General features: G+C 68.6%; 16 protein-coding genes and 1 riboswitch. Of the genes, 13 read left to right on the top strand and 3 right to left on the bottom strand.

The genetic code is table 11. From position 1 onward, the window contains the following. Both ACFJGU_RS16900 and ACFJGU_RS16905 read left to right on the top strand, forming a co-directional pair. Positions 1-1,512, top strand: coding sequence for a hypothetical protein (locus ACFJGU_RS16900; protein ID WP_382304925.1), 1,512 nt, complete (start codon positions 1-3; stop codon positions 1,510-1,512). 18 nt (positions 1,513-1,530) lie between these two features. Beyond that, complete coding sequence (locus tag ACFJGU_RS16905) at positions 1,531-4,536, top strand: hypothetical protein (RefSeq protein ID WP_382304926.1); 3,006 nt, start codon at positions 1,531-1,533, stop codon at positions 4,534-4,536. On the opposite strand, the gene ACFJGU_RS16910 is transcribed toward ACFJGU_RS16905, so the two are convergent. Next, a complete protein-coding gene (locus ACFJGU_RS16910) occupies positions 4,496-5,086 on the bottom strand; it encodes a carboxymuconolactone decarboxylase family protein (protein ID WP_382304928.1) in 591 nt (196 codons plus the stop codon). The genes ACFJGU_RS16905 and ACFJGU_RS16910 overlap by 41 nt on opposite strands. A gap of 66 nt (positions 5,087-5,152) precedes the next feature. Further along, positions 5,153-6,157 carry a prolipoprotein diacylglyceryl transferase gene (gene lgt / locus ACFJGU_RS16915; RefSeq protein ID WP_382304930.1) on the bottom strand — a complete coding sequence of 335 codons (1,005 nt, stop codon included), beginning with the start codon at positions 6,155-6,157 and terminating at the stop codon, positions 5,153-5,155. Between the two features lie 269 nt (positions 6,158-6,426). On the opposite strand from lgt, the gene ACFJGU_RS16920 reads away from it, so the two are divergent. The 7 genes from ACFJGU_RS16920 to ACFJGU_RS16950 all read left to right on the top strand — a co-directional run bounded on the left by ACFJGU_RS16920 (position 6,427) and on the right by ACFJGU_RS16950 (position 14,215). Then, complete coding sequence (locus ACFJGU_RS16920) at positions 6,427-6,636, top strand: cold-shock protein (protein ID WP_092557966.1); 210 nt, start codon at positions 6,427-6,429, stop codon at positions 6,634-6,636. Positions 6,637-6,825: 189 nt separating this feature from the next. Continuing rightward, a complete protein-coding gene (locus ACFJGU_RS16925) occupies positions 6,826-7,926 on the top strand; it encodes a fatty acid desaturase family protein (protein ID WP_382304933.1) in 1,101 nt (366 codons plus the stop codon). A 16-nt stretch (positions 7,927-7,942) separates the two neighbouring features. After that, positions 7,943-8,668 carry a copper resistance protein CopC gene (locus tag ACFJGU_RS16930; protein WP_382304934.1) on the top strand — a complete coding sequence of 242 codons (726 nt, stop codon included), beginning with the start codon at positions 7,943-7,945 and terminating at the stop codon, positions 8,666-8,668. Positions 8,669-8,720: 52 nt separating this feature from the next. After that, positions 8,721-8,816, top strand: a riboswitch (glycine riboswitch). A 184-nt stretch (positions 8,817-9,000) separates the two neighbouring features. Then, positions 9,001-10,131 (top strand): glycine cleavage system aminomethyltransferase GcvT, encoded by a 1,131-nt coding sequence (gene gcvT / locus ACFJGU_RS16935; protein WP_382304935.1) that lies wholly within the window; start codon positions 9,001-9,003, stop codon positions 10,129-10,131. A 1-nt stretch (position 10,132) separates the two neighbouring features. Continuing rightward, on the top strand, positions 10,133-10,504 hold the full coding sequence (gene gcvH / locus ACFJGU_RS16940) for a glycine cleavage system protein GcvH (RefSeq protein ID WP_382304937.1): 372 nt from the start codon (positions 10,133-10,135) through the stop codon (positions 10,502-10,504). A 7-nt stretch (positions 10,505-10,511) separates the two neighbouring features. Then, on the top strand, positions 10,512-13,391 hold the full coding sequence (gcvP, locus tag ACFJGU_RS16945) for an aminomethyl-transferring glycine dehydrogenase (protein WP_382304939.1): 2,880 nt from the start codon (positions 10,512-10,514) through the stop codon (positions 13,389-13,391). 53 nt (positions 13,392-13,444) lie between these two features. Beyond that, entirely contained in the window at positions 13,445-14,215 is a 771-nt protein-coding gene (locus tag ACFJGU_RS16950) for a pentapeptide repeat-containing protein (protein WP_382304941.1), read from the top strand. Here ACFJGU_RS16950 and ACFJGU_RS16955 read toward each other — a convergent pair. Continuing rightward, positions 14,212-14,988, bottom strand: a complete 777-nt coding sequence (locus tag ACFJGU_RS16955; protein WP_382304942.1) for a CPBP family intramembrane glutamic endopeptidase — start codon at positions 14,986-14,988, stop codon at positions 14,212-14,214. The two genes, ACFJGU_RS16950 and ACFJGU_RS16955, sit on opposite strands and share 4 nt — an antisense overlap. Before the next feature lie 200 nt (positions 14,989-15,188). Between ACFJGU_RS16955 and ACFJGU_RS16960 the strand changes: the two genes are divergently transcribed. From ACFJGU_RS16960 to ACFJGU_RS16975, 4 genes are all read left to right on the top strand, one after another. After that, complete coding sequence (locus tag ACFJGU_RS16960; RefSeq protein WP_382304944.1) at positions 15,189-16,640, top strand: ABC transporter substrate-binding protein; 1,452 nt, start codon at positions 15,189-15,191, stop codon at positions 16,638-16,640. A gap of 268 nt (positions 16,641-16,908) precedes the next feature. Next, on the top strand, positions 16,909-17,838 hold the full coding sequence (locus ACFJGU_RS16965) for an ABC transporter permease (protein ID WP_382304946.1): 930 nt from the start codon (positions 16,909-16,911) through the stop codon (positions 17,836-17,838). Beyond that, positions 17,828-18,778 (top strand): ABC transporter permease, encoded by a 951-nt coding sequence (locus ACFJGU_RS16970; protein ID WP_382304948.1) that lies wholly within the window; start codon positions 17,828-17,830, stop codon positions 18,776-18,778. The genes ACFJGU_RS16965 and ACFJGU_RS16970 overlap by 11 nt, the downstream gene beginning before the upstream one ends. Next, on the top strand, positions 18,775-20,538 hold the full coding sequence (locus ACFJGU_RS16975; protein WP_382304950.1) for a dipeptide ABC transporter ATP-binding protein: 1,764 nt from the start codon (positions 18,775-18,777) through the stop codon (positions 20,536-20,538). Before ACFJGU_RS16970 ends, ACFJGU_RS16975 begins: the two co-directional genes overlap by 4 nt. Positions 20,539-20,574: the final 36 nt, after the last annotated feature.

Here is a 20,574-nt window from a genome sequence, read left to right on the forward strand (position 1 = left end):
ATGATCCGCCCCACGACGACCGCAGCCGACTCCGGCTGGTCGGCGGGCGTCGCCCGGGTGCGGGGAGCCCGCGACAATGCGGGGCGGCGCGCGGCAGATCGACTGTTCGGGCAGCCCACGCGCACCGTCGGGTTGGATGTCGCGCGCGGAGCGGCCCTCTTGGGCCTCACGGCCGTGGTCTGGTTCGGGTCGACCGCCTTCGGAGACGCGATCGCGAGGCGCCTCGGGGCGGTCGCAGCCTTCGAGCCCGGCGAGGTCGTCGCTCGCGCCGCACCGTTCGGGTCCACCGTGGTGGCGCTGGCCTTCGTGCTGATCGCCGGTGTCGCGACGGCCCTGTCGACCGGCGGTGCGACACCGGCGGCGGGCGTCGACCGTCTCCGGTGCCGGATGCGCCTCACCGTGCGGGCGATCGTGCTGCTCGGCCTGGGCGGCGTGGCCGCTTTCACGCACGCCCCGTTCGCGGGCCTCGTGGCGACCATCGGCGCGCTCACCCTGGTCTCGATCGCGGTGCTCGGCTGGCGCGCCGGGGCGTTGTTCCTCGCGGCGATCCTGTGGACCATCGTCGTCCCGGTTCTCGACACCGTTCTCGTGCCGGTCGTCGAGAACTCGGGAACGCTCATCGCCCCACCGCTCGCGTGGGCGCTCGCGGGTCCGTACCCTCCGGTTCCCCTCGTGGGCGTCCTGCTGGCCGGAATGGCGGTCGGTCGCCTCGATCCCGCGCGCGCAGGGCAGCGCTGGATCGTCTTCGCGGGGGCGAGCGGATGCGCGGTGCTGGCGTTCGCCGCCGGTGCCGCCGTCGCCGCGCGGCTCGGCGACTCGCTGCCCGCAGCCCTGTCGGCCGCGCCGGGTTCGACGACGCCATTGGCTCTGCTCGGCACGGGCGGTGTCGCGCTGGCCCTCCTGGCCTTGGCGCTGCTCGTCGGGCGGCCCATGCGGTGGCTGCTCGTGCTGTTCACCGCCCCCGGTTCGATGGCTCTGACCCTGTGGATCGTCTCGCTCGGCGCCACAGGTGTGCTCTGGGTGGTGGTGCCGTCGACGGCGGAACAGGGCGTCGATTCCGTGCTGGCCGCCCTGTCGCGGTCGGCGCCGGCCGCGAACCTCCTGACCGCGGTCCCCGACGCGGTGCGCCCCGCCGCGATGGTCGCCGCGATGATCGTCCTGGTCGCCGTCGCCTGTGTCGTGTGGCGTCTTGTCCTCGGCGACGGTCCGGTCGAGCGCCTCGTCCGGGCGATCGGCCGGGCGGCGACCCGAGTGCCCGACGGTCCGCTCCCGGGTGAAGGCGAGGCTCGCCCGGTCGAGAGCGCCTTCGACGCTCTGATCGGGGGTCGGGATGCCGCGACCGAAGCGGCCGAGACGAGCAGAGCTTCCGGCAGGGAGGCCGCCGAACCGGTCGGCGGCCTCACGGCGCCGGAGACACATCCGATCCGCCGGCAGACCATCGGCCCGGTCGACCCGGTCACGGCGGCCACGCAGTGGACCCCCGGACAGGCCCTCGGAAGGCTGCCGTACTAGATGCGGCCGGAGGACCATGTGCGCCGGCTGCTCCAGCAGAGCGATCGCACGCCCACCGGTCGGCTCGAGCACGCCCTGCTGCAGAGTGCCGTCGACCTGAGCGACGCGATCGGCGACGAACTGCTCGCCTACGAATCGCGGATGCGCCTGAGCGCGTGGGCGGCGGCATCCGGGAACACCGCGGTGCGCCTTCGCGCCTTCGATCGCTGCCTGGAGATGCACCTGAGTGACCCGCTGCGGTTCCCTGCGACCATCGACGACCTCGATCTGCTCTGGGACCTGGCATCGATCCCGCGGCTTCTTGTCGCCAGTCCCCGCTACGACCGCGAGACGATCACCGGATGCCTCGACGAGATGCTCGAGGTGTTCTCGTTCCACGGCGCCGACCTCCGGGCCTTCGACTTCGCCCGCTTCGAGGTGGCGGCCGCGTGCGGCGACGACGCAGTGGCCCGCGAAAGCCTTGAGCGGGTGACTACCGGCCCGGGGGCCGCTGCCGGCCGGAACGGGCGCACCGAACCGCTGCTCTGCGACGCCTGCCTGCTGAGCGCCGAGATCGCGTGGCACGCCGAACGAGGTCAGCTCGATCGCGCAACCGCTGCGGCCGATCGCCTCCGGGAGAGCGGCACGGGCTGCGCCGACGAGCCTGAACGGGGGCTGTCGCGCGCGCTCGTGCCCTACCTCCTCAGCGGCCGCCTCGACGAGGCACGCGATGTGCACCTCGACGGCTACGAGCGCATCCGACACAGCCCGAAGCATCTCGAGGCGGTCGCCGATCACGTCGCCTTCGCGGTGTTGGCCGGTGCTCCCCAGCGCGCCCTCCGACTGGTGGAGCGGCACGCGCGCTGGCTCGCGGCCGATCCACTCGCCGGGTCGGCGCAGTTCGCCTTCCTGTGCGCCGCCGGGGGAGCGATGGACACCCTCACCCGCTCCGGGCATGGTGACGCCCCGGTCGCGCCGGACGACGCTCCGGCGCTGGCGGCCCACCTCGGCTCCCGGGTGGGTGGCTGGACGGCGACGACACTCGCCCGCGCCTGCTGGACCGTGGCATCCGGTCTCGCCGACGCCTTCGACGCGCGCGACGGGAACGGCCGGTTCGCCCGGCGACTGGTGGCGGCTCGAGCCATCCGACCGGTGACGGTGTGGGAGCCTTCCGCGTGGCTGCGCGAAGGACGCCATCGCCGCGCCCTGCTCGACGCGCCGCGCTCGGCGAATGGGGAGTCCGGCGTCCGGAGCGCGTCCGACGCCGAAGCGGCCGAGCGCCGTCTCGCTGAGCCGCGCGCCCTTCTCGCCCGTGCCCGCGAATGCGCCGCGGTCGGCGATCGAGAGGCGGCCGAAACGGCCATCGATGACGCACTGCCGCGCGCCGACCCCGTGACCCGCGCCGAGTTGTTCGCACTCCGCATCAGGATGCATGTCGAGCGCGGCGAGCTCGCGGCGGCCGAGGAACAGCTCGCCCGGCGCATCGACTGTCTTGTCGTCGACGATCTCGACGACGACGCGGAGGTCGACCTGCAGCTCGGCCTGCTGCTCTTCGGCGCCCCGCTCGCCGGGCGACTGGAGGAGCTCGAGAGGGCGCTCCGTCGCGCCGACGAGCTCGCGCTCGCCCCGGTGGCCCGGATGCGGATCTCGCTCGCCCTGGCCACTCACCTCATGCAGGAGAGTCACCACGCCGAGGCCGCCTCCGTTCTGTCGAGCGCCCTCGACGGCATCGCCGACGTGCGCCGGAGCGCCGGCCTGCTCGTTCTCGCCGACGCGTACTTCGCGGTGGGCCGCGCCGAGGATGCGCTCGCGGTCATCGACCTGCTCCTCCGCGATCCGATCGACCGCGCGCTGCGGGCATCCGCTCTCCTTCGCCGGTCGACCGTGGTGTTCACGCTCGACCCGCAGCAGGCGGCGGCCGCGATCGACCGCGCCGTGGACGACGCCGATCGCGCGTTGCACCTGTTCGGCGAACTCGACCATTGCGAGGGGATCCTCGACTCCTGCGGGGTGCTGGGCCACCTGCTGGGTCGCATCGGTTCGGTGGAAGGATCGCTCGAGGCGCTACGGACCGCCCATCGCACCGCGGAGCGCTTCGCGCACCCGGATGTCGACGCGATGGCGTTCCGGCTCGCCTGCGCCCTCGTGCGCGCCGACCGCGGCGGCGAGGCCCGGCGTCTGCTCGATGACGTGGTCGAACGGGCTTCGCTCGACGCCGACCCGTCGCTCCGGGGCGAGGTGTTCTACTGGCTCGCCCACGCCTGTCGGCAGGACGACGACGACCCTGCCGCCTACTGCGTCTGGAGTCTCGCCCTCGAGGAGTTCGGCAGGGCGTCCGACGATCACGCCTCCGCCCGAGCGGGCATCGCCCTCGGACGGCTGCTCTTCGACAACGACGACCCGGCGTCGGTGGCGGTGCTGCAGGAGGCCGCGCGGCGGGCGCGCGCGGCGATGCAGGGGGAGGGCGCGCCCACGGTGGCACGCGACGTGCCCGCGGCGACCCTGCTCGTCGACGCCCTGCACCTGCTCGGCCGGGCCCAGGCGGCGTTCGGCGACCCGGCGGCGCTCCGCACCCTCGACGATGTGGTGGCCGAGGCGGTCGCACTGCATCGGTTCGACCCGCTCCTCGAGGCCAACATCGCGGAATCACGTGCGCGAGCCCTCGACGACCTCGACTGTGAGAGCGAAGCGGCAGTCTCCGCCCGCGATGCCGCTGCACTCTACGATGCGGCCGGTGACCCCGTCGGCGCCGCTCGGCTCTTCGTGTTCGGCGCGCGGCTGCTGGCCGGTGCGGGCGAGGCGGCGCAGGCGGATGCGCTCTACCGCGCGGGACTCACCCGATATGACGCAGTGGTGCACGGCCGGCGGTCGACGGCGGAAGCGCGGATCGAACGTGAGATCGCCGCCCGCGAGCAAGCCGCCCTGCACGACCGTGCCGAGCAGCAGGCATCGGTCGGGCCGGCGCCGATGCCGGCGATCCCCGCTCCCGGGCCGCCCGAGAACCTCACAACCCGCGAACCAGCGCCTCCCGCACCGGCTCGCTGAGCGTGGGTGGAACGTCGACCTCCACCGCCAGGGCCTGCAGCGCTTTTCCGTAGTAGTTGCGAACGGCGGCGGCCAGGGCGATGTCCACGATCTCGCGGTCGGAGAAGCCGTGGGCGCGCAACTCGAGCGAGTCCGCATCCGTCATCGACGCGGCATCCGTGCTCACCTTCTCCGCGAAGGCCATCATGGCGATCTCCGCGTCGGAGAGACCGGCCTCGGCGAGATCGGAGGCCGAGGCCTCGGACGCGATCCGTACCACGTCGTCTTCGTCGAACAGCCCGAGCGCCAGAGTGCGGTTGCCGTGCGCGAGACGGCAGTGCTGCGATCGCGTCCCGCGCGCGGCAGCGAGCGTGATCAGCTCGTAGCGTCGCAGTCCCAGCGAGGCGACGATCGCACGCACCAGGCTCTCCCAGGCCGCCACGGCCTCCGGATTCACACTCATCACGCGCGCGTGCGACGGAACGTAGCCGAGCGCACTCCGCTCACGCTCGTACTGCTCGGCCACCAATCCGGTCGCCTCGGAATCCGGAATGGTCCTGATGATCGACATGGGCACCGCCTCCGCTCGCCGTTGGGTGACCCCATGCTGGCACTCCCCGTGAGGCGGCGGTAGGGCCTACTTCGAGCTGGGCTCCGGTGACTTCTCCACGGCGGTTCCGGCGAGTTCCTCGTCGGTCCAGCGCTGTTCGGCCTCGGCCGCTTCCTCCTCGGCCAGTTCCTCGGGCGTCTTGGCGCTCTTGGGGCCGCGACCGGCGCGGTAGACCGAGATCTCGAGCCCCGGGTGCCGGCGGCCCTGCACGAAGAACAACACCAGTCCGAGCGCGATGGCGGCGAACGACGCCCAGATGTTGGCCGGGATGCCGAGGAATCCATCGCTCGAGGGATCGATGCGGATGGCCTCCAACCAGCTGCGGCCGAGCCCGTACCAGACGAGGTAGAGCGCGAACAGACGGCCCCAGCGGAGTCGGAAGCGTCGTTCGATCAGGAGGAGCAGGGCGACGCCGACCAGGTTCCAGATGATCTCGTAGAGGAAGAGCGGGTGGAACAGCGTGTCGGCGGGCAGTCCCGTCGGGAACGCCGGGCTGATGGACGGGTCGATCTCGAGACCCCAGGGCAGGTTCGTGGGGAGCCCGTAGAGCTCCTGGTTGAAGTAGTTGCCGAGGCGGCCGATCGCCTGGGCCACGAGCAGGGCCGGGGCGAGCGCGTCGGCGAACGACCAGAGGCGGATGCCAGTGATGCGGCAGCCGATCAGCGCACCCACCGCGCCGCCGATCAGCGAACCGTAGAGGGCGTTTCCGCCGTCCCAGATGTAGAAGACCTTGACCAGATCTGCGCCGGGGTAGAAGTAATCGCCCAGATGCGTGAACACGTGATAGAACCGTGCCCCGATGATGCCGAGCGGCACCGCCCAGAGCACGATGTCGATCACGATGCCCGGCTCGCCACCACGGGCGGTGAGGCGCCGGTTCACGATGATCATCGCGACGATGATGCCCGCGAGGATGAACAGCGCGTAGATGTGGATCTGGAAGATCCACACCGGGAACACCGCGAACGAATGATCGGGACTCGGGATGCTGAGCGGGCTGATGATCTGCGACCTTTCACGAGTGCGCGGCAAGCTGCGCGATGCACCGGATCGACCCGGCCACGTCGAATTCTAAAGGATACGGCTGATTCGATCCGTCCAGATTCCTCGCGCATTCGTAGCGAAAAGCTGCGACCACGGCTAAGCTGGCCCAAGTTGTTGTGTTACCCATGAATCTTGAATAGGGTCTACTGCTCGATTTCGATCGAGTCGCAGACTTGTTTTTCTGAGGAGCGGAACAAAGTACACCGCGACGGTAGGTCCCGACAGGCGGGGCCGCTTACCTCGAAAAGAGAAAAACAATGCCTACAGGCACCGTGAAATGGTTCAACTCCGAAAAGGGCTTCGGCTTCATCTCCCCCGATGACGGTGGCGAGGATGTCTTCGCTCACCACTCCGGCATCTCCGGCTCGGGCTACAAGAACCTCGAAGAGAACCAGCGCGTCTCGTTCGACGTCACCCAGGGCCGCAAGGGCCTGCAGGCGGAGAACATCACGCCGCTCAGCGCGTAGTTCGGTCAGCGCCTGAGGGCGTCTGAACGCAAGGAGCCTGTGCTCGCCGAAAGGCGGACACGGGCTCCTTTTTCGTGTCCGCCGGGGCAATACGCAGGTTGACCCCGTAGCCTGTGGCTATCTGAACGTGGGCGAATGCTCGAATGAAACGACTGGGAAGTCGAACCCGACACCAGTGAGCAGGTCCCGTTGACCGTCATCAATAATCCGGCCGCCCGTGCCACGGTTCCTCGCAAGGCCGGTGCCGCGCATCCGACCGCCGCGTACTCCGAAGTGCTCAGCACCGTGCGCGACATGGGGCTGCTGCGCAAGCGCCGCACCTTCTACATCGGCATGTTCTCGGTGCTCGTGCTCGCCCTCGGTGGCGCCGCCGCCGGCTTCGTGCTGCTCGGCGAGTCGTGGTACCAGCTGCTGATCGCCGGCGCGCTCGGCATCATCTTCACGCAGTTCGCGTTCCTCGCGCACGAGGCGAGCCACCGCCAGGTGTTCGAATCCGGCCCCGCGAACGACCGCGCCGGCCGCACGCTCGCCACCGCCTTCGTGGGCATGAGCTACAGCTGGTGGATGTCGAAGCACACCCGCCACCACGGCAACCCGAACGTCATCGGCAAAGACCCCGACATCGAGATCGACACGGTCTCCTTCATCGAAGAGGATGCCGCCTCCCGTCGTGGCCTCATGGCGTGGCTGACCCGCCGCCAGGGCTATTTGCTCTACCCGCTGTTGCTGCTCGAAGGCCTGAACCTGCACTACCTGTCGATCAAGACCCTGTTCAGCCGCAAGCCGGTCGAGGGCCGCCGCTTCGAGCTCTGGTTCATCGGCATCCGTCTGATCGCCTACGTCGCGGTCGTCTTCTACTTCCTGCCGCTCGGCATGGCGTTCGCCTTCCTCGGCGTGCAGCTGGCCGTGTTCGGTCTCTACATGGGCGCCTCGTTCGCTCCGAACCACGTGGGCATGACGATCTTCCCGGCAGGCTCGCGCATCGACTTCCTCAGCAAGCAGGTGCTCTCCTCGCGCAACATCGCCGGTGGGTGGGGCATGACCGTGTTCATGGGCGGTCTCAACCTGCAGGTCGAGCACCACCTGTTCCCGAACATGGCCCGCCCGAACCTGATGAAGGCGCGCCCGATCGTGCAGGAGTACTGCGCCACCCACAAGATCCCCTACACGCAGACCTCCCTGCTGGAGGCGCACGCCGCGGTGATCGCCTACATGAACCGCGTCGGCATGCACGCCCCCGACCCCTTCGACTGCCCCCTGGTGAACCAGTACCGGGTGCGTCGCAGCTGACGGATATCGTTGTCGGGTGAGAACTCCGCGCATCCGAACCCGCTTCAACGCCCTCGCCGGCGGCCTCGCGGCCGTCGGCGTCGTCGTGCTCCTGACCATCGGATCGGGGGGTGCGGCCTCGGCGCATGACGCTCTCGAGTCGTCGTCGCCGGCCGCGGGCGACTCGCTCACGACCGATCCGGGTTCGGTCACGCTCACCTTCTCCGATGAGTTGTTGACCCTGGGTGACGACACGGGCGGCTTCGCGATCCAGGTCGTCGACAGCGACGGCCTGCACTACGAATCCGGCTGTGTGACGATCGAGGGGTCGACCGTCGGCACCCCGATCGCTCTCGGCGTTGCCAGCGGATACGTCGTGTCGTGGCAGGTGGTGTCCTCCGACGGCCATTCCACCTCGGGCCAGTACGAGTTCGACTACGAACCCACCACCCTCGACGGGGCCCACGACGGCCTGACGAATCCGCCCGTCTGCGGCGAGGCCTGGGCGGGGGAGCCCGACGGCACCCCGACGCCCACCCCTGAGGCGGGCGCCCCGGCCCCGATCGCGACCGCGTCGACGCCCGTGCCCACCGTCGACTCCGCCGACGTCTCGGAGACGACGGATGCGCCGAGCCCGGCATCCGCCTCCGTCGTTCCCTGGCCGGTCGCGGTGCTCCTCGGCGTCGTGGGTCTCGGAGTCATCGCGGCGATCGTCGTGCTCGTGCTGCGCCGGAGCCGTGGCGGAGGATACGGCGCCCAGTGAGGGGCGCTAAGCTCGTTCGCGTAGCACCTTCCAACTGAATACCGCTGGCCACTAGCTCGACGCGGGAGAGCCGCTCCGCATTCCGGAGAGGCACCGAAGGAGCAATCCTCCCCGATAATCTCTCAGGTCCTCGTACCGCATCGAACTGGCCGCTCTGGAAAGTAGTCGCAGCATCGACAGCGGCTCGCCCACGGTGAAAGCGTCGCTCGCGGCGTGAAACTCTCAGGCACGATGACAGAGGGGGAGTTCTCAGAGCAGATCTGCACGGTTCGACACCGCGCGTTCCGCTCCCGCCACTCGCCGGCCCCGCCTGCGATGAAACCGGAGAACTCATGACCGAATCGACGGATTCCCCTCCCCGCTCCTCCCCGCTGCACGCGGTGCACCTCGCCGCCGGCGCCACCTTCACCGACTTCGCCGGCTGGCAGATGCCGGTGCGCTATTCGAGCGATCTCGCCGAGCACCACGCCGTGCGCACCGCGGCCGGGCTCTTCGATCTCTCGCACATGGCCGAGTTCGAGGTCACCGGCCCTGAGGCCGCGGCGTTCCTCGATCATGCCCTCGCGGGACTGCTCTCGGCGATCGAGGTCGGCCAGGCGAAGTACTCGCTGCTCCTGGCTCCGGAGGGCGGGATCATCGACGACCTCGTGGTCTACCGAACCGGTGACACCGAGTTCCTCGTCGTGGCCAACGCCTCGAACCACGACCCGGTGGCCGCCGCGCTGAGCGAGCGGATCGACGGTTTCGACGCCGTGCTGCGCGACGCCAGCGACGAGACGGCGCTGATCGCGGTGCAGGGGCCCGCTTCGCGGTCGATCCTCGAGGCGACGGCCGGCTTCGACGCGCCCGGTCTCGACGACCTGCGCTACTACCGGGCGATCGAGGGCACCTTCCAGGGCGAGCGGGTGCTCGTGGCCCGCACCGGTTACACCGGGGAAGACGGATTCGAGCTCTACGTGCGGCCCGAGCTCGCCGAGGCGGTCTGGACCGCTGTCGCCGCGGTCGGCGCCGACCACGGCATCGTGCCGGCCGGCCTGGCCAGCCGCGACACGCTGCGGCTCGAGGCCGGGATGCCGCTCTACGGCCATGAGCTCTCGCGCGAGACGTTCCCGGTGCAAGCCGGCCTCGGCCGCGTGCCCGCGATGGCGAAGGCCGCGTTCGTCGGCCGCGACGCCCTCGAGCACGGCCCGGCAGCGGATGCGCCGGTGCTGGTCGGCCTCGTCGCCGACGGACGCCGTGCCGCCCGTGCCGACTACCTCGTCTACGCCGACGACGCGGCGACGGAGCCGATCGGCGTGGTGACGAGCGGGGCGCTCTCACCGACGCTCGGCCATCCGATCGCCATGGCGTACGTCGCACCGCGATATGCCGAGCCGGGCACCGAGCTCAGTGTCGACATCCGGGGCACCCGCCTCGCGTTCCGCACCACGACCCTCCCGTTCTACCGCCGGAAGAAGGACTGACATGACTGACCAGAGCGAACTCCGTTACACCTCCGAACACGAGTGGGTGCTCGTCGAGGGCAGCGTCGCCACCATCGGCATCACCGCGTACGCGGCTGCCCAGCTCGGCGACATCGTCTACCTCGACCTGCCCGCGGCCGGCACCGAGATCGCCGGTGGCAGCGTGGTGGGCGAGATCGAGTCGACCAAGTCGGTGGGCGAGCTGTTCGCTCCCGTTGACGGCACGGTGGTGGAGAAGAACGCCGCCGTCGAAGACGCGCCCGAGCTCGTGAACAGCGACCCGCTGGGTGCCGGGTGGCTGCTCAAGGTCGAGTTCACCGAACTGCCCGAACTGCTCTCACTCGCCGAGTACAACGCCCTGATCGGGGAATGACCACACGATGACCCAGCTTCCCTTCTCCTCCCGGCACATCGGAACGGATGCCCGGGCCCAGTCGCGCATGCTCGAAGCGGTGGGGTACGGCAGCGTCGCCGAGCTGATGGCCGCCGCGGTACCTCGCGCGATCCAGTTCGATCGGTCGCTGGCCGACTCGCTCGTGCCCCCGGCGGCCACCGAACGAGAGGCCGTCGACGAACTCCGGGCGCTGGCCGGTCGCAACCGGGTCTCGACCTCGTACCTCGGACTCGGCTACTACGACACGATCACGCCCGCCGTGATCAAGCGCAACGTGCTCGAGAACCCGAGCTGGTACACCGCGTACACGCCCTACCAGCCCGAGATCTCCCAGGGTCGGCTCGAGGCGCTGATCAACTTCCAGACCATGGTGGCCGATCTCACCGGCCTCGCCACGGCGAACGCCTCCATGCTCGACGAGTCGACGGCGGCGGTGGAAGGGATGCTCCTGGCCCGCCGCGCGAGCAAGTCGGCCTCGCACCGCTTCATCGTCGACGCCGACGCGTTCCCGCAGACCAAGTCGCTGCTCCGGTCGCGCGCCGAGGCCGTGGGCATCGAGATCGTGGAGATGGTGCTCGACGCGGTCGACCACCCCTCGCACCCGGCCGCCGATGCGTTCGGCGTGTTCATCCAGTACCCCGGTGCATCCGGGCGGGTGTGGAACCCGGCCGACGTGATCGAGATCGTGCACCAGGCCGGCGGGATCGCTGTCGTGGGTGCCGACCTGCTCGCTCTCGCCCTCATCACCTCGCCCGGTGAGCTCGGCGCCGACGTCGCCATCGGCACCACCCAGCGCTTCGGCGTGCCGATGGGCTTCGGCGGCCCGCACGCGGGGTACATGTCGGTGCGCGCCGGTCTCGAACGCCAGCTGCCCGGGCGGCTCGTGGGCGTCAGTGTGGATGCCGCGGGTCACCCGGCCTACCGGCTCAGCCTGCAGGCGCGCGAGCAGCACATCCGCCGCGAGAAGGCGACCTCGAACATCTGCACCGCCCAGGTGCTGCTGGCGGTCATGGCGGGCATGTACGCGGTCTACCATGGTCCCGAGGGGCTCCGTGCGATCGCGAGCGAGGTCAACCGGGCCGCCCGGTCGCTGGCTGCGCAGCTCACCGCCGCCGGCTACGAGATCGTGCACGGCGACTACTTCGACACCCTCCAGGTGCGGGTTCCCGGGCGGGCGCGCGGGCTCGCCGAGCACGCGCACGGCCAGGGCATCCTGCTGCGGGTCGACGACGACGACACGATCGGCATCGCGCTCGACGAGACCACCCGCGACGCCGAACTGCTCCAGCTCGCGCTCGTGTTCGACGCCGTCGCCACGCCACCGGTCGCCGAGATCGCGTCCAGCATCCCCGAACACCTGGTGCGCACGAGCGACTTCCTCACGCATCCGGTGTTCAACACGCACCGCTCGGAGACGAGCATGATGCGCTACCTCAAGCGTCTCGCCGACTACGACTACGCGCTCGACCGTGGCATGATCCCGCTCGGCTCCTGCACGATGAAGCTCAACGCCGCCAGCGAGATGGAGGCGGTCACCTGGCGCGAGTTCGCCGGCATCCACCCCTTCGCGCCGAAGAGCGACGTCGAGGGCTACCTCGAATTGATCGGACAGCTCGAGCGCTGGCTCGCCGACGTCACCGGCTACGACTCGGTGTCGCTGCAGCCGAACGCGGGCAGCCAGGGCGAGCTCGCGGGCCTGCTGGCCATCCGCGGCTACCACCGCTCGCGCGGCGACCTCGATCGCAGGGTGTGCCTCATCCCGTCGAGCGCGCACGGCACCAACGCGGCATCCGCCGTCCTCGCCGGCATGAAGGTCGTGGTCGTGGCCTGCGACGAACTCGGCAACGTCGATCTCGACGACCTGCGCGCCAAGATCGAGCAGCATGCGGCCGACCTCGCCGCGCTCATGATCACCTACCCCTCGACACACGGTGTCTACGAGCGCGAGGTCACCGAGATCTGCCGGCTCGTGCACGAAGCCGGCGGCCAGGTGTACGTCGACGGCGCCAACCTGAACGCCCTGCTCGGCTTTGCCCGCTTCGGCGACTTCGGGGGCGACGTCTCGCACCTCAACCTGCACAAGACCTTCTGCATCCCGCATGGCGGTGGAGGCCCGGGCGTCGGGCCGGTCGCCGCCAAGGCCCACTTGGCTCCATTCCTTCCGGGGCATATGTTCGCGCAGGACGCCGAGCACCTGCTGATAGACGGCAGCCGGGTGGAGCACTCCGGTGGACCGGTCTCCGCCGCACCCTACGGAAGCCCGAGCATCCTGCCGATCAGCTGGGCGTACGTGCGCATGATGGGACTCGAAGGGCTCGCGGATGCCACGGCCTCGGCCGTGCTGGCCGCCAACTACATCGCGGCCCGGCTCGCACCCCACTTTCCGGTGCTCTACACCGGCGAGAACGGTCTGGTGGCGCACGAGTGCATCCTTGACCTGCGCGCGATCACTGCGGCCTCCGGGGTGTCGGTCGACGACGTCGCGAAGCGCCTCGTCGACTACGGGTTCCACGCGCCCACCATGAGCTTCCCGGTTCCCGGAACCCTCATGGTCGAGCCGACCGAGAGCGAGGACCTGGCCGAGATCGACCGCTTCGTCGACGCGATGATCCTCATCAAGCAGGAGATCGACGCCGTCGCGGCAGGGGAGTGGCCGGCCGACGACAACCCGCTGCGGAACGCCCCGCACACGGCGCAATCCGTGATCGAGGGCGAGTGGACGCATCCGTATGGGCGCGAGACCGCCGTGTACCCGGTGCACTCGCTGGTGCCCGGCAAGTACTGGCCACCGGTCCGGCGCATCGACCAGGCCTACGGCGACCGCAACCTCGTGTGCGCCTGTCCGCCCCCCGAAGCCTTCGAGTAGGGCCGGAGCGGCGGTCAGGGTTCGCGTCATCGCCCTTTGCTAGGGTTCTCGCCATGCCCGCCGCTCCGCGTTTCCGTTCCGTCCGTCTTCTGGCCGGCCTCCTCGCGGGTGCCGCCCTCGTGGGCGTCGGCGCGGCTCCCGCCTTCGCCGCCGACCCCGTCTTCGCCGAGGGAGATTGCGTCGTCTACCGGTTGAGCGACAACGGACCCGGTGGGGCGCAGTGCGCCGGAGTCGACCTGAGCGGCACCCGCTTCGGTGAGGGCGACTTCCGCGGCGCGGTGTTGAGCGGCGCGAATTTCGCGGGAGGCGACATCCAGGGCGCCAAGTTCGACGGCGCCGTGCTCGACGGGGCGGACTTCACGGCGACGCGCGTCGTGGGCGCCGACTTCACGAATTCGAGCATCCTGCCCGGCGTCATCGACGTGACGGCGGACGCCTCCGGCCAGGCGCCCGTGGACTTCGCTGCCAACCTGCCGACCGGGCTGACGCTGGACGGATGCTCGATCGTGGGCACGCCGGTGGAGTCCGGTCAAGCGTTCCCGATCGGCACGTCGAACATCCTCTGCCAGCTCTCGACCACCTTCGCCGGCAACGACCCGGGGACGGCTCAGGCCGTGATCACGGTCAACGTCGCGGCGTCACCCACGGCCCCGCCGACGAGCGATCCGATCTTCACCGCGGTGGCGGAGACCCCGGATGCCCAGAGCGGCTCGGGGGAGACCCCCAACCCCCTGATGATCGGCGGCTTCATCGGCGGCGGACTGCTCGTGGCGCTCGGCATCGTCGCGTTCGTCCTCGCCAACCGCAAAGGCCGGAAGGCCTAGCCGAACAGCGCCGGGAAGCTCGCCAAGGCCCACGCGTAGCCGACGAACGAGGCGATGTCGATGATCCAGTGCGCGATCACGAGCGGCATCACACGACCCCAGCGCCAGTAGCACCAGCCGAACACGATGCCCATCACGACGTTGCCGAAGAACGGTCCGATGCCCTGGTAGAGGTGGTAGCTGCCACGGAGCACGGCCGCCGACAGGATGATCTGCCATTTTCCCCAGCCGAGCTGGCGCAACCGGGTGAACAGGTACCCCACCACGATCAGCTCCTCCTGCAGTGCCGCGCGGAGAGCGGAGAGGATGAGGATGGGCGTCGTCCACCAATAGGTGTCGAGGGGAGCGGGCACCACGTTCACGGTGAAGCCGAGAGCGCGGCCGACGAAGTAGAGGGCGATGCCCGGCACGCCGATCACCAGCACGAGCAGCAGACCCCGGCCGAGGTCGCTGGCCGGCTTCTTCAGGTCGAAGCCGACGCGACGGAAGGGATTGCCGCCCGAGATCGCGAGCAGGTAGAACGCCAGCGCCACGGGCACCAGGTCGAAGAAGATGGCCAGCAGCTGGTAGGTGAGGTCGAGCCAGGCGCGGTCGCTCAGGGCTCCGTTGATGGTCGCGGTCTGATCGGCGAGAGCCGTCGTGTCGGTGAGTCTGCCGATCAGGTTGACGACCGAATAGACGGCGGATGCGCCGAGCGAGACGCCGAGAACGATCCCGATCTCCGTCCACAACCGGCGACGGCGGAAACGCGCCCATTCGATGGCTCGGGTCATCGCTCCACTTTCTTGCGCACGGCGCTTGTTTTCCACGAAATCTGTGGGAAATCCACAATAAACCAGCGGAGATAGTTTCGTGTATGTAACTTTTTTGGCCATCATTTTGCCGTTGCCGGTACCCCCACTTAGGGTACTTCCTTAGGCTGCGCCCTCCATAAGGGGGTTTCGCCTTGCCCGCATTTTGCACAGGAGGAAAATTGAAAATCAGACGGTTAGGCATCGGCGCCATCGCGCTGGCTGCCGCGAGTGCACTCGCACTGTCCGGCTGCGCCAGCGGCAGCTCGGACACTCCCACGGGAAGCTCTTCCGCGGTCATCACGGCGAACGGTTCTGAACCGCAGAACCCGCTGATCCCCACGAACACCAACGAGACCGGTGGTGGGCGCATCATCGACTCCCTCTTCGCCGGGCTCGAGTACTACGACGCGACGGGCGCTCCGCAGCTCGACGTCGCCGAGTCGATCGACACCGACGACTCCCAGACCTTCACGATCAAGATCAAGCCCGACCTGACGTTCACCAACGGTGACCCGGTCGATGCGCAGAGCTTCGTCGACGCCTGGCAGTACGGCGCCCTCCTCTCCAACGAGCAGCTGAACAGCTACTTCTTCGAGGACATCGAAGGCTTCAGCTACGACGAGGACAGCCCCCTCACGGGCCTCAAGGTCGTCGACCCCACCACCTTCACGGTCACCCTCAAGGAGCCCCGCGCCGACTTCCCCCTGCGCCTCGGCTACTCGGCCTTCTACCCGCTGCCCAAGTCAGCCTACGACGACATGGACGCCTACGGTCAGGCCCCCATCGGCAACGGCCCCTACAAGCTGGCCTCCGATGACGCCTGGCAGCACAACGAGAAGATCGACCTCGTCGTCAACGACGAGTACACCGGTGGCCGCAAGCCCGCCAACGGTGGCGTGACCTTCGTGTTCTACGCCAGCCAGGACGCGGCGTACGCCGACCTCCTCGGTGGCAACCTCGACGTCCTCGACGCCGTTCCGGACAGCGCGTTCGGCACCTACGAGTCCGACCTCGGCGACCGCGCCGTGAACCAGCCCTCCGCTGTGTTCCAGTCGTTCACCATCCCGGAGCGCCTCGCGCACTTCGGCAACGACGAAGAGGGCAAGCTCCGCCGCGCCGCTCTGTCGATGGCGATCAACCGAGACGAGATCACCGACGTCATCTTCCAGGGCACCCGCACCCCCGCCTCCGACTTCACCTCCCCGGTGATCGACGGGTGGAGCGACTCCCTCGAGGGCGCCGACGTGCTGAAGTACAACGCCGACGAGGCCAAGAAGCTGTGGGCTCAGGCCGACGCCATCTCGCCGTGGTCGGGTACCTTCCAGATCGCGTACAACTCCGATGGCGGTCACCAGGGCTGGGTCGACGCGGTGTCGAACAGCATCAAGAACACGCTCGGAATCGACGCCTCGGGTGCTCCGTACCCGACCTTCGCCGAGCAGCGCACTGCGATCACCGACCGCACCATCCAGACGGCGTTCCGTACCGGATGGCAGGCCGACTACCCGGGTCTGTTCAACTTCCTGGGCCCGCTGTACGCGACCAACGCATCCTCGAACGACGGCGACTACTCGAACCCCCGACTTCGACGCTCTGCTCCAGGCCGGTTCGTCGACCACCGACACCGCTGAGGCGAACGACGACTTCCAGAAGGCCCAGGAGATCCTGCTGAAGGACCTCCCGGCGATCCCGCTGTGGTACTCGAACGTCACGGGCGGCTCCAGCGAGGCCGTCAGCAACGTCGAGTTCGGCTGGAACTCGGTTCCGCTCTACTACGCAGTCACCAAGAGCTAGTAATCGCTCGATCGGGGGCGACGGCCATCGGCTGTCGCCCCCGTATCATGTCTCTAGTCCAGGTGGCACATGATGCCCATTAGCCCGATTGGTACGGTCTGACCTTTGGCCGGATATATCTTCAGGCGTATTCTGCAGGCGATCCCCGTCCTGCTGGGTACGACCTTCCTCATCTACTTCATGGTCTTCGCGATGCCCGGAGACCCACTGCTCGCCCTCTTCGGCGACAAGACCCCGAACCCTGCTCTGCTCGAGCGCCTGCGTCAGGAATACCACCTCGACCAGCCGTTCATCGTGCAGTACTTCCTCTACCTCGGCGGGATCCTCCGCGGCGACTTCGGCACCTCGTTCTCGGGTGAACCGGTCTCCGCGATCCTCGCCCGCACCTTCCCGGTCACCATCCGCCTCGCCATCATGGCGCTGTTCATCGAGTTCGTCGGCGGCGTTCTCATCGGTCTCGTCTCGGGTCTGCGGAAGGGGAAGCTCTTCGATGCATCGGCGCTCGTGGTCAGCCTCATCTTCATCTCGCTGCCCATCTTCGTGATCGCCTTCGTCGGCCAGTACATCTTCGGCATCCAATTGGGCTGGGCGAGAACGACGGTCTCGACCGGAGCCCCGATCCAGGACTTGATACTCCCGGCGTTCGTGCTCGCGAGCATCACCTTCGCGCAGATCGTTCGACTGACGCGCGCGTCGGTGATCGAGACCCAGAGCCTCGACTTCGTGCGCACCGCCTACGGCAAGGGTCTGACCCGGCGCCGCATCATCCCGGTGCACATCCTGCGCAACTCGCTCATCCCCGTCGTCACCTATGCGGCCACCGACTTCGGCGTCCTGCTCGTCGGTGCGACCGTCACGGAGGGTATCTTCAACGTCCCCGGCGTCGGGCGAACGCTCTACCAGGCCATCATCCGAGGCGAGGGCCCGACCGTGGTCTCGTTCGTGACGGTCATGGTGCTCATCTACTTGGTGGTCAACCTCGTCGTCGACCTCCTGTACGGCCTTCTCGACCCGAGGATCCGCTATGTCAAATAACACTCCGTCTTCGAATCACTTCGTCGCGCCCCTGGAGGAGACCCCTCTCGTCGCGATCGACGCGGTCAAGGTCGGCGACCGTCCGAGCAACCTCTGGATCGACGCCTGGCGCGACATGCGCCGCCGGCCGATGTTCTGGATCTCGGCCGCGATCATCCTGCTCGTGCTGATCGTCGCCTTCTTCCCGAACCTGTTCACCTCGGTTCCGCCGAACGACAACTGCCAGCTGTCGAACAGCAACGGCGCCCCGACGGGGGAGCACATCCTCGGCTTCACCAAGCAGGGCTGCGACGTCTTCTCGCGCATCATCCACGGAACCTCGACGTCGCTCTCGGTCGGCATCATCGTGGTCATCCTGACGACCGTGCTCGGCATCCTGTTCGGCATGTTCGCCGGGTACTACGGCGGATGGCTCGACTCCATCCTGTCCCGCGCGGGCGACATCTTCTTCTCGATCCCCTACATCCTGGCCGCCGTGGTCATCATGTCGGTGTTCTCGGCCTACCGGAACGTGTTCGTGATCTCGCTGGCCATCGGCATCTTCGCCTGGCCCGCGACCGCGCGTGTGCTGAGAGCCGAGATCCTGCGGGTGAAGAACTCCGACTTCGTGATGGCCGCGCAGGCGCTCGGCGTCTCGCGGTTCCGCATCCTGATCCGGCACGTGCTGCCCAACTCGATCGCCCCGGTCATCGTCGTCACGACGATTTCGCTGGGAGCCGCGATCGTGGCCGAGGCCACCCTGTCGTTCCTCGGCGTCGGCTTGCCCAACTCGACCATGTCGTGGGGTAACGACATCAGCCAGGCGCAGACCGACCTCCGCACCGCGCCGCAGACACTCATCTATCCGTCCCTCGCGCTCTCGATCACCGTGCTCAGCTTCATCATGCTCGGCGAGGTCATCCGAGACGCTCTCGACCCGAAGGCGAGGGCTCAGCGATGAGCGACCGCATCACCACATCGTCCGACGAGCAGACTCCGCTGCTCAAGATCCGCGACCTGCAGGTGGGCTTCCAGACCACGGAGGGCGTCGTGCCCGCCGTGCGCGGCGTCGACCTCACTCTCATGCCGGGCCAGACGCTCGCCATCGTGGGCGAGTCGGGCTCGGGCAAGTCCACCACCGCGCACGCGATCATCAACCTGCTCCCCGGCCCCGGCCGCATCACGGGTGGGTCGATCGAGTTCGACGGCAAGGAGCTCACGAAGTACTCCGAGAAGGAGATGGAGGAGATCCGTGGAAAGCTGATCGGCTTCGTACCCCAGGACCCGATGTCGAACCTCAACCCGGTGTGGAGCATCGGCTTCCAGGTCGAGGAGACGATCCGCGCGAACGGCATCGCCACCGGCCGCAAGGAGGTGCGTGCGCACGCCATTCAGGTGCTCCGCGAGGCCGGGTTGGCGGATGCCGACAAGCGGCTGAAGCAGTTCCCGCACCAGTTCTCCGGCGGCATGCGTCAGCGCGTGCTCATCGGCATCGGCCTGTCATCGCGCCCGAAGCTGCTCATCGCCGACGAGCCCACCTCGGCGCTCGACGTGACGGTGCAGCGCCGCATCCTCGACCACCTCGAGACGCTCACCCGCGACATCGGCACCGCCGTGCTGTTCATCACGCACGACCTCGGCCTCGCGGCCGAGCGGGCCGAGCAGCTCGTGGTGATGTACAAGGGCAAGATCGTCGAGGCGGGCCCGTCGAAGGACATCCTGCAGAACCCGATCCACCCCTACACGCAGCGCCTGGTGGCCGCGGCCCCGAGCCTCGCCTCGCGCCGCATCCAGTCGGCCACACACGAGTCGGCCACCCACCACCTGAGCGACCTCGAGTACGCGCCCACCACGGTGACCGAGGGTCTCGATCTGATCGCGGCCGCCGAGGAGCGCCTCGAGCACCTGCCCACCGTCAAGCGTCCCGACGCCATCGTGGTGAATGACCTCACGAAGGTCTACAAGATCCGCGGGCAGGGCAAGGGCGCGGCGGGCGAGGTCATCGCCTCCGACAAGGTGAACTTCTCCGTCGAGAAGGGCACGACCACGGCGCTCGTGGGCGAGTCCGGTTCGGGCAAGTCGACCGTGGCGCGCATGATCCTGCGCCTCGAAGACCCCACCAGCGGCTCGATCATGATCGACGGGCAGGATGTCGCGCCTCTCAAGGGCAAGCAGCTGCTCGACCTGCGCCGGCGCATGCAGCCGGTGTTCCAGGACCCGTACGGTTCGCTGGACCCGCTGCGCAACATCGGCAACACCATCGGCGAGCCGCTCAACACGCACAAGGTGGGCGACCGCACCTCGCGCAAGGAGCGCGTGCTCGAGCTGCTCGACCAGGTGGCGCTGCCGCAGTCGCTCATCACGCGGTACCCGAACGAGCTCTCCGGTGGTCAGCGGCAGCGCGTCGCCATCGCGCGTGCGCTCGCTCTGAAACCGGATGTCGTGATCCTCGACGAGGCCGTGTCGGCCCTCGACGTGCTCGTGCAGGCCCAGATCCTCAAGCTGCTGGCCGATCTGCAGGCCGAACTGGAGCTCACCTACCTCTTCATCACGCACGACCTGGCGGTGGTTCGCGTCATCGCCGACAACGTCTGCGTGATGCAGAAGGGGCGCATCGTGGAGGCGGCTTCGACCGACGATGTCTTCGACAACCCGCAGGAGCAATATACTAAGGAGTTGCTGAACGCCATTCCGGGCGCTGGAATCACCCTGGGCGTTTAGCGGATCGGGCCTCGTCGCCCCCTTTTTCCCCCGAAT

This window comes from Herbiconiux sp. UC225_62, from assembly GCF_042694625.1.
In the GTDB taxonomy this organism is placed as follows: domain Bacteria; phylum Actinomycetota; class Actinomycetes; order Actinomycetales; family Microbacteriaceae; genus Herbiconiux.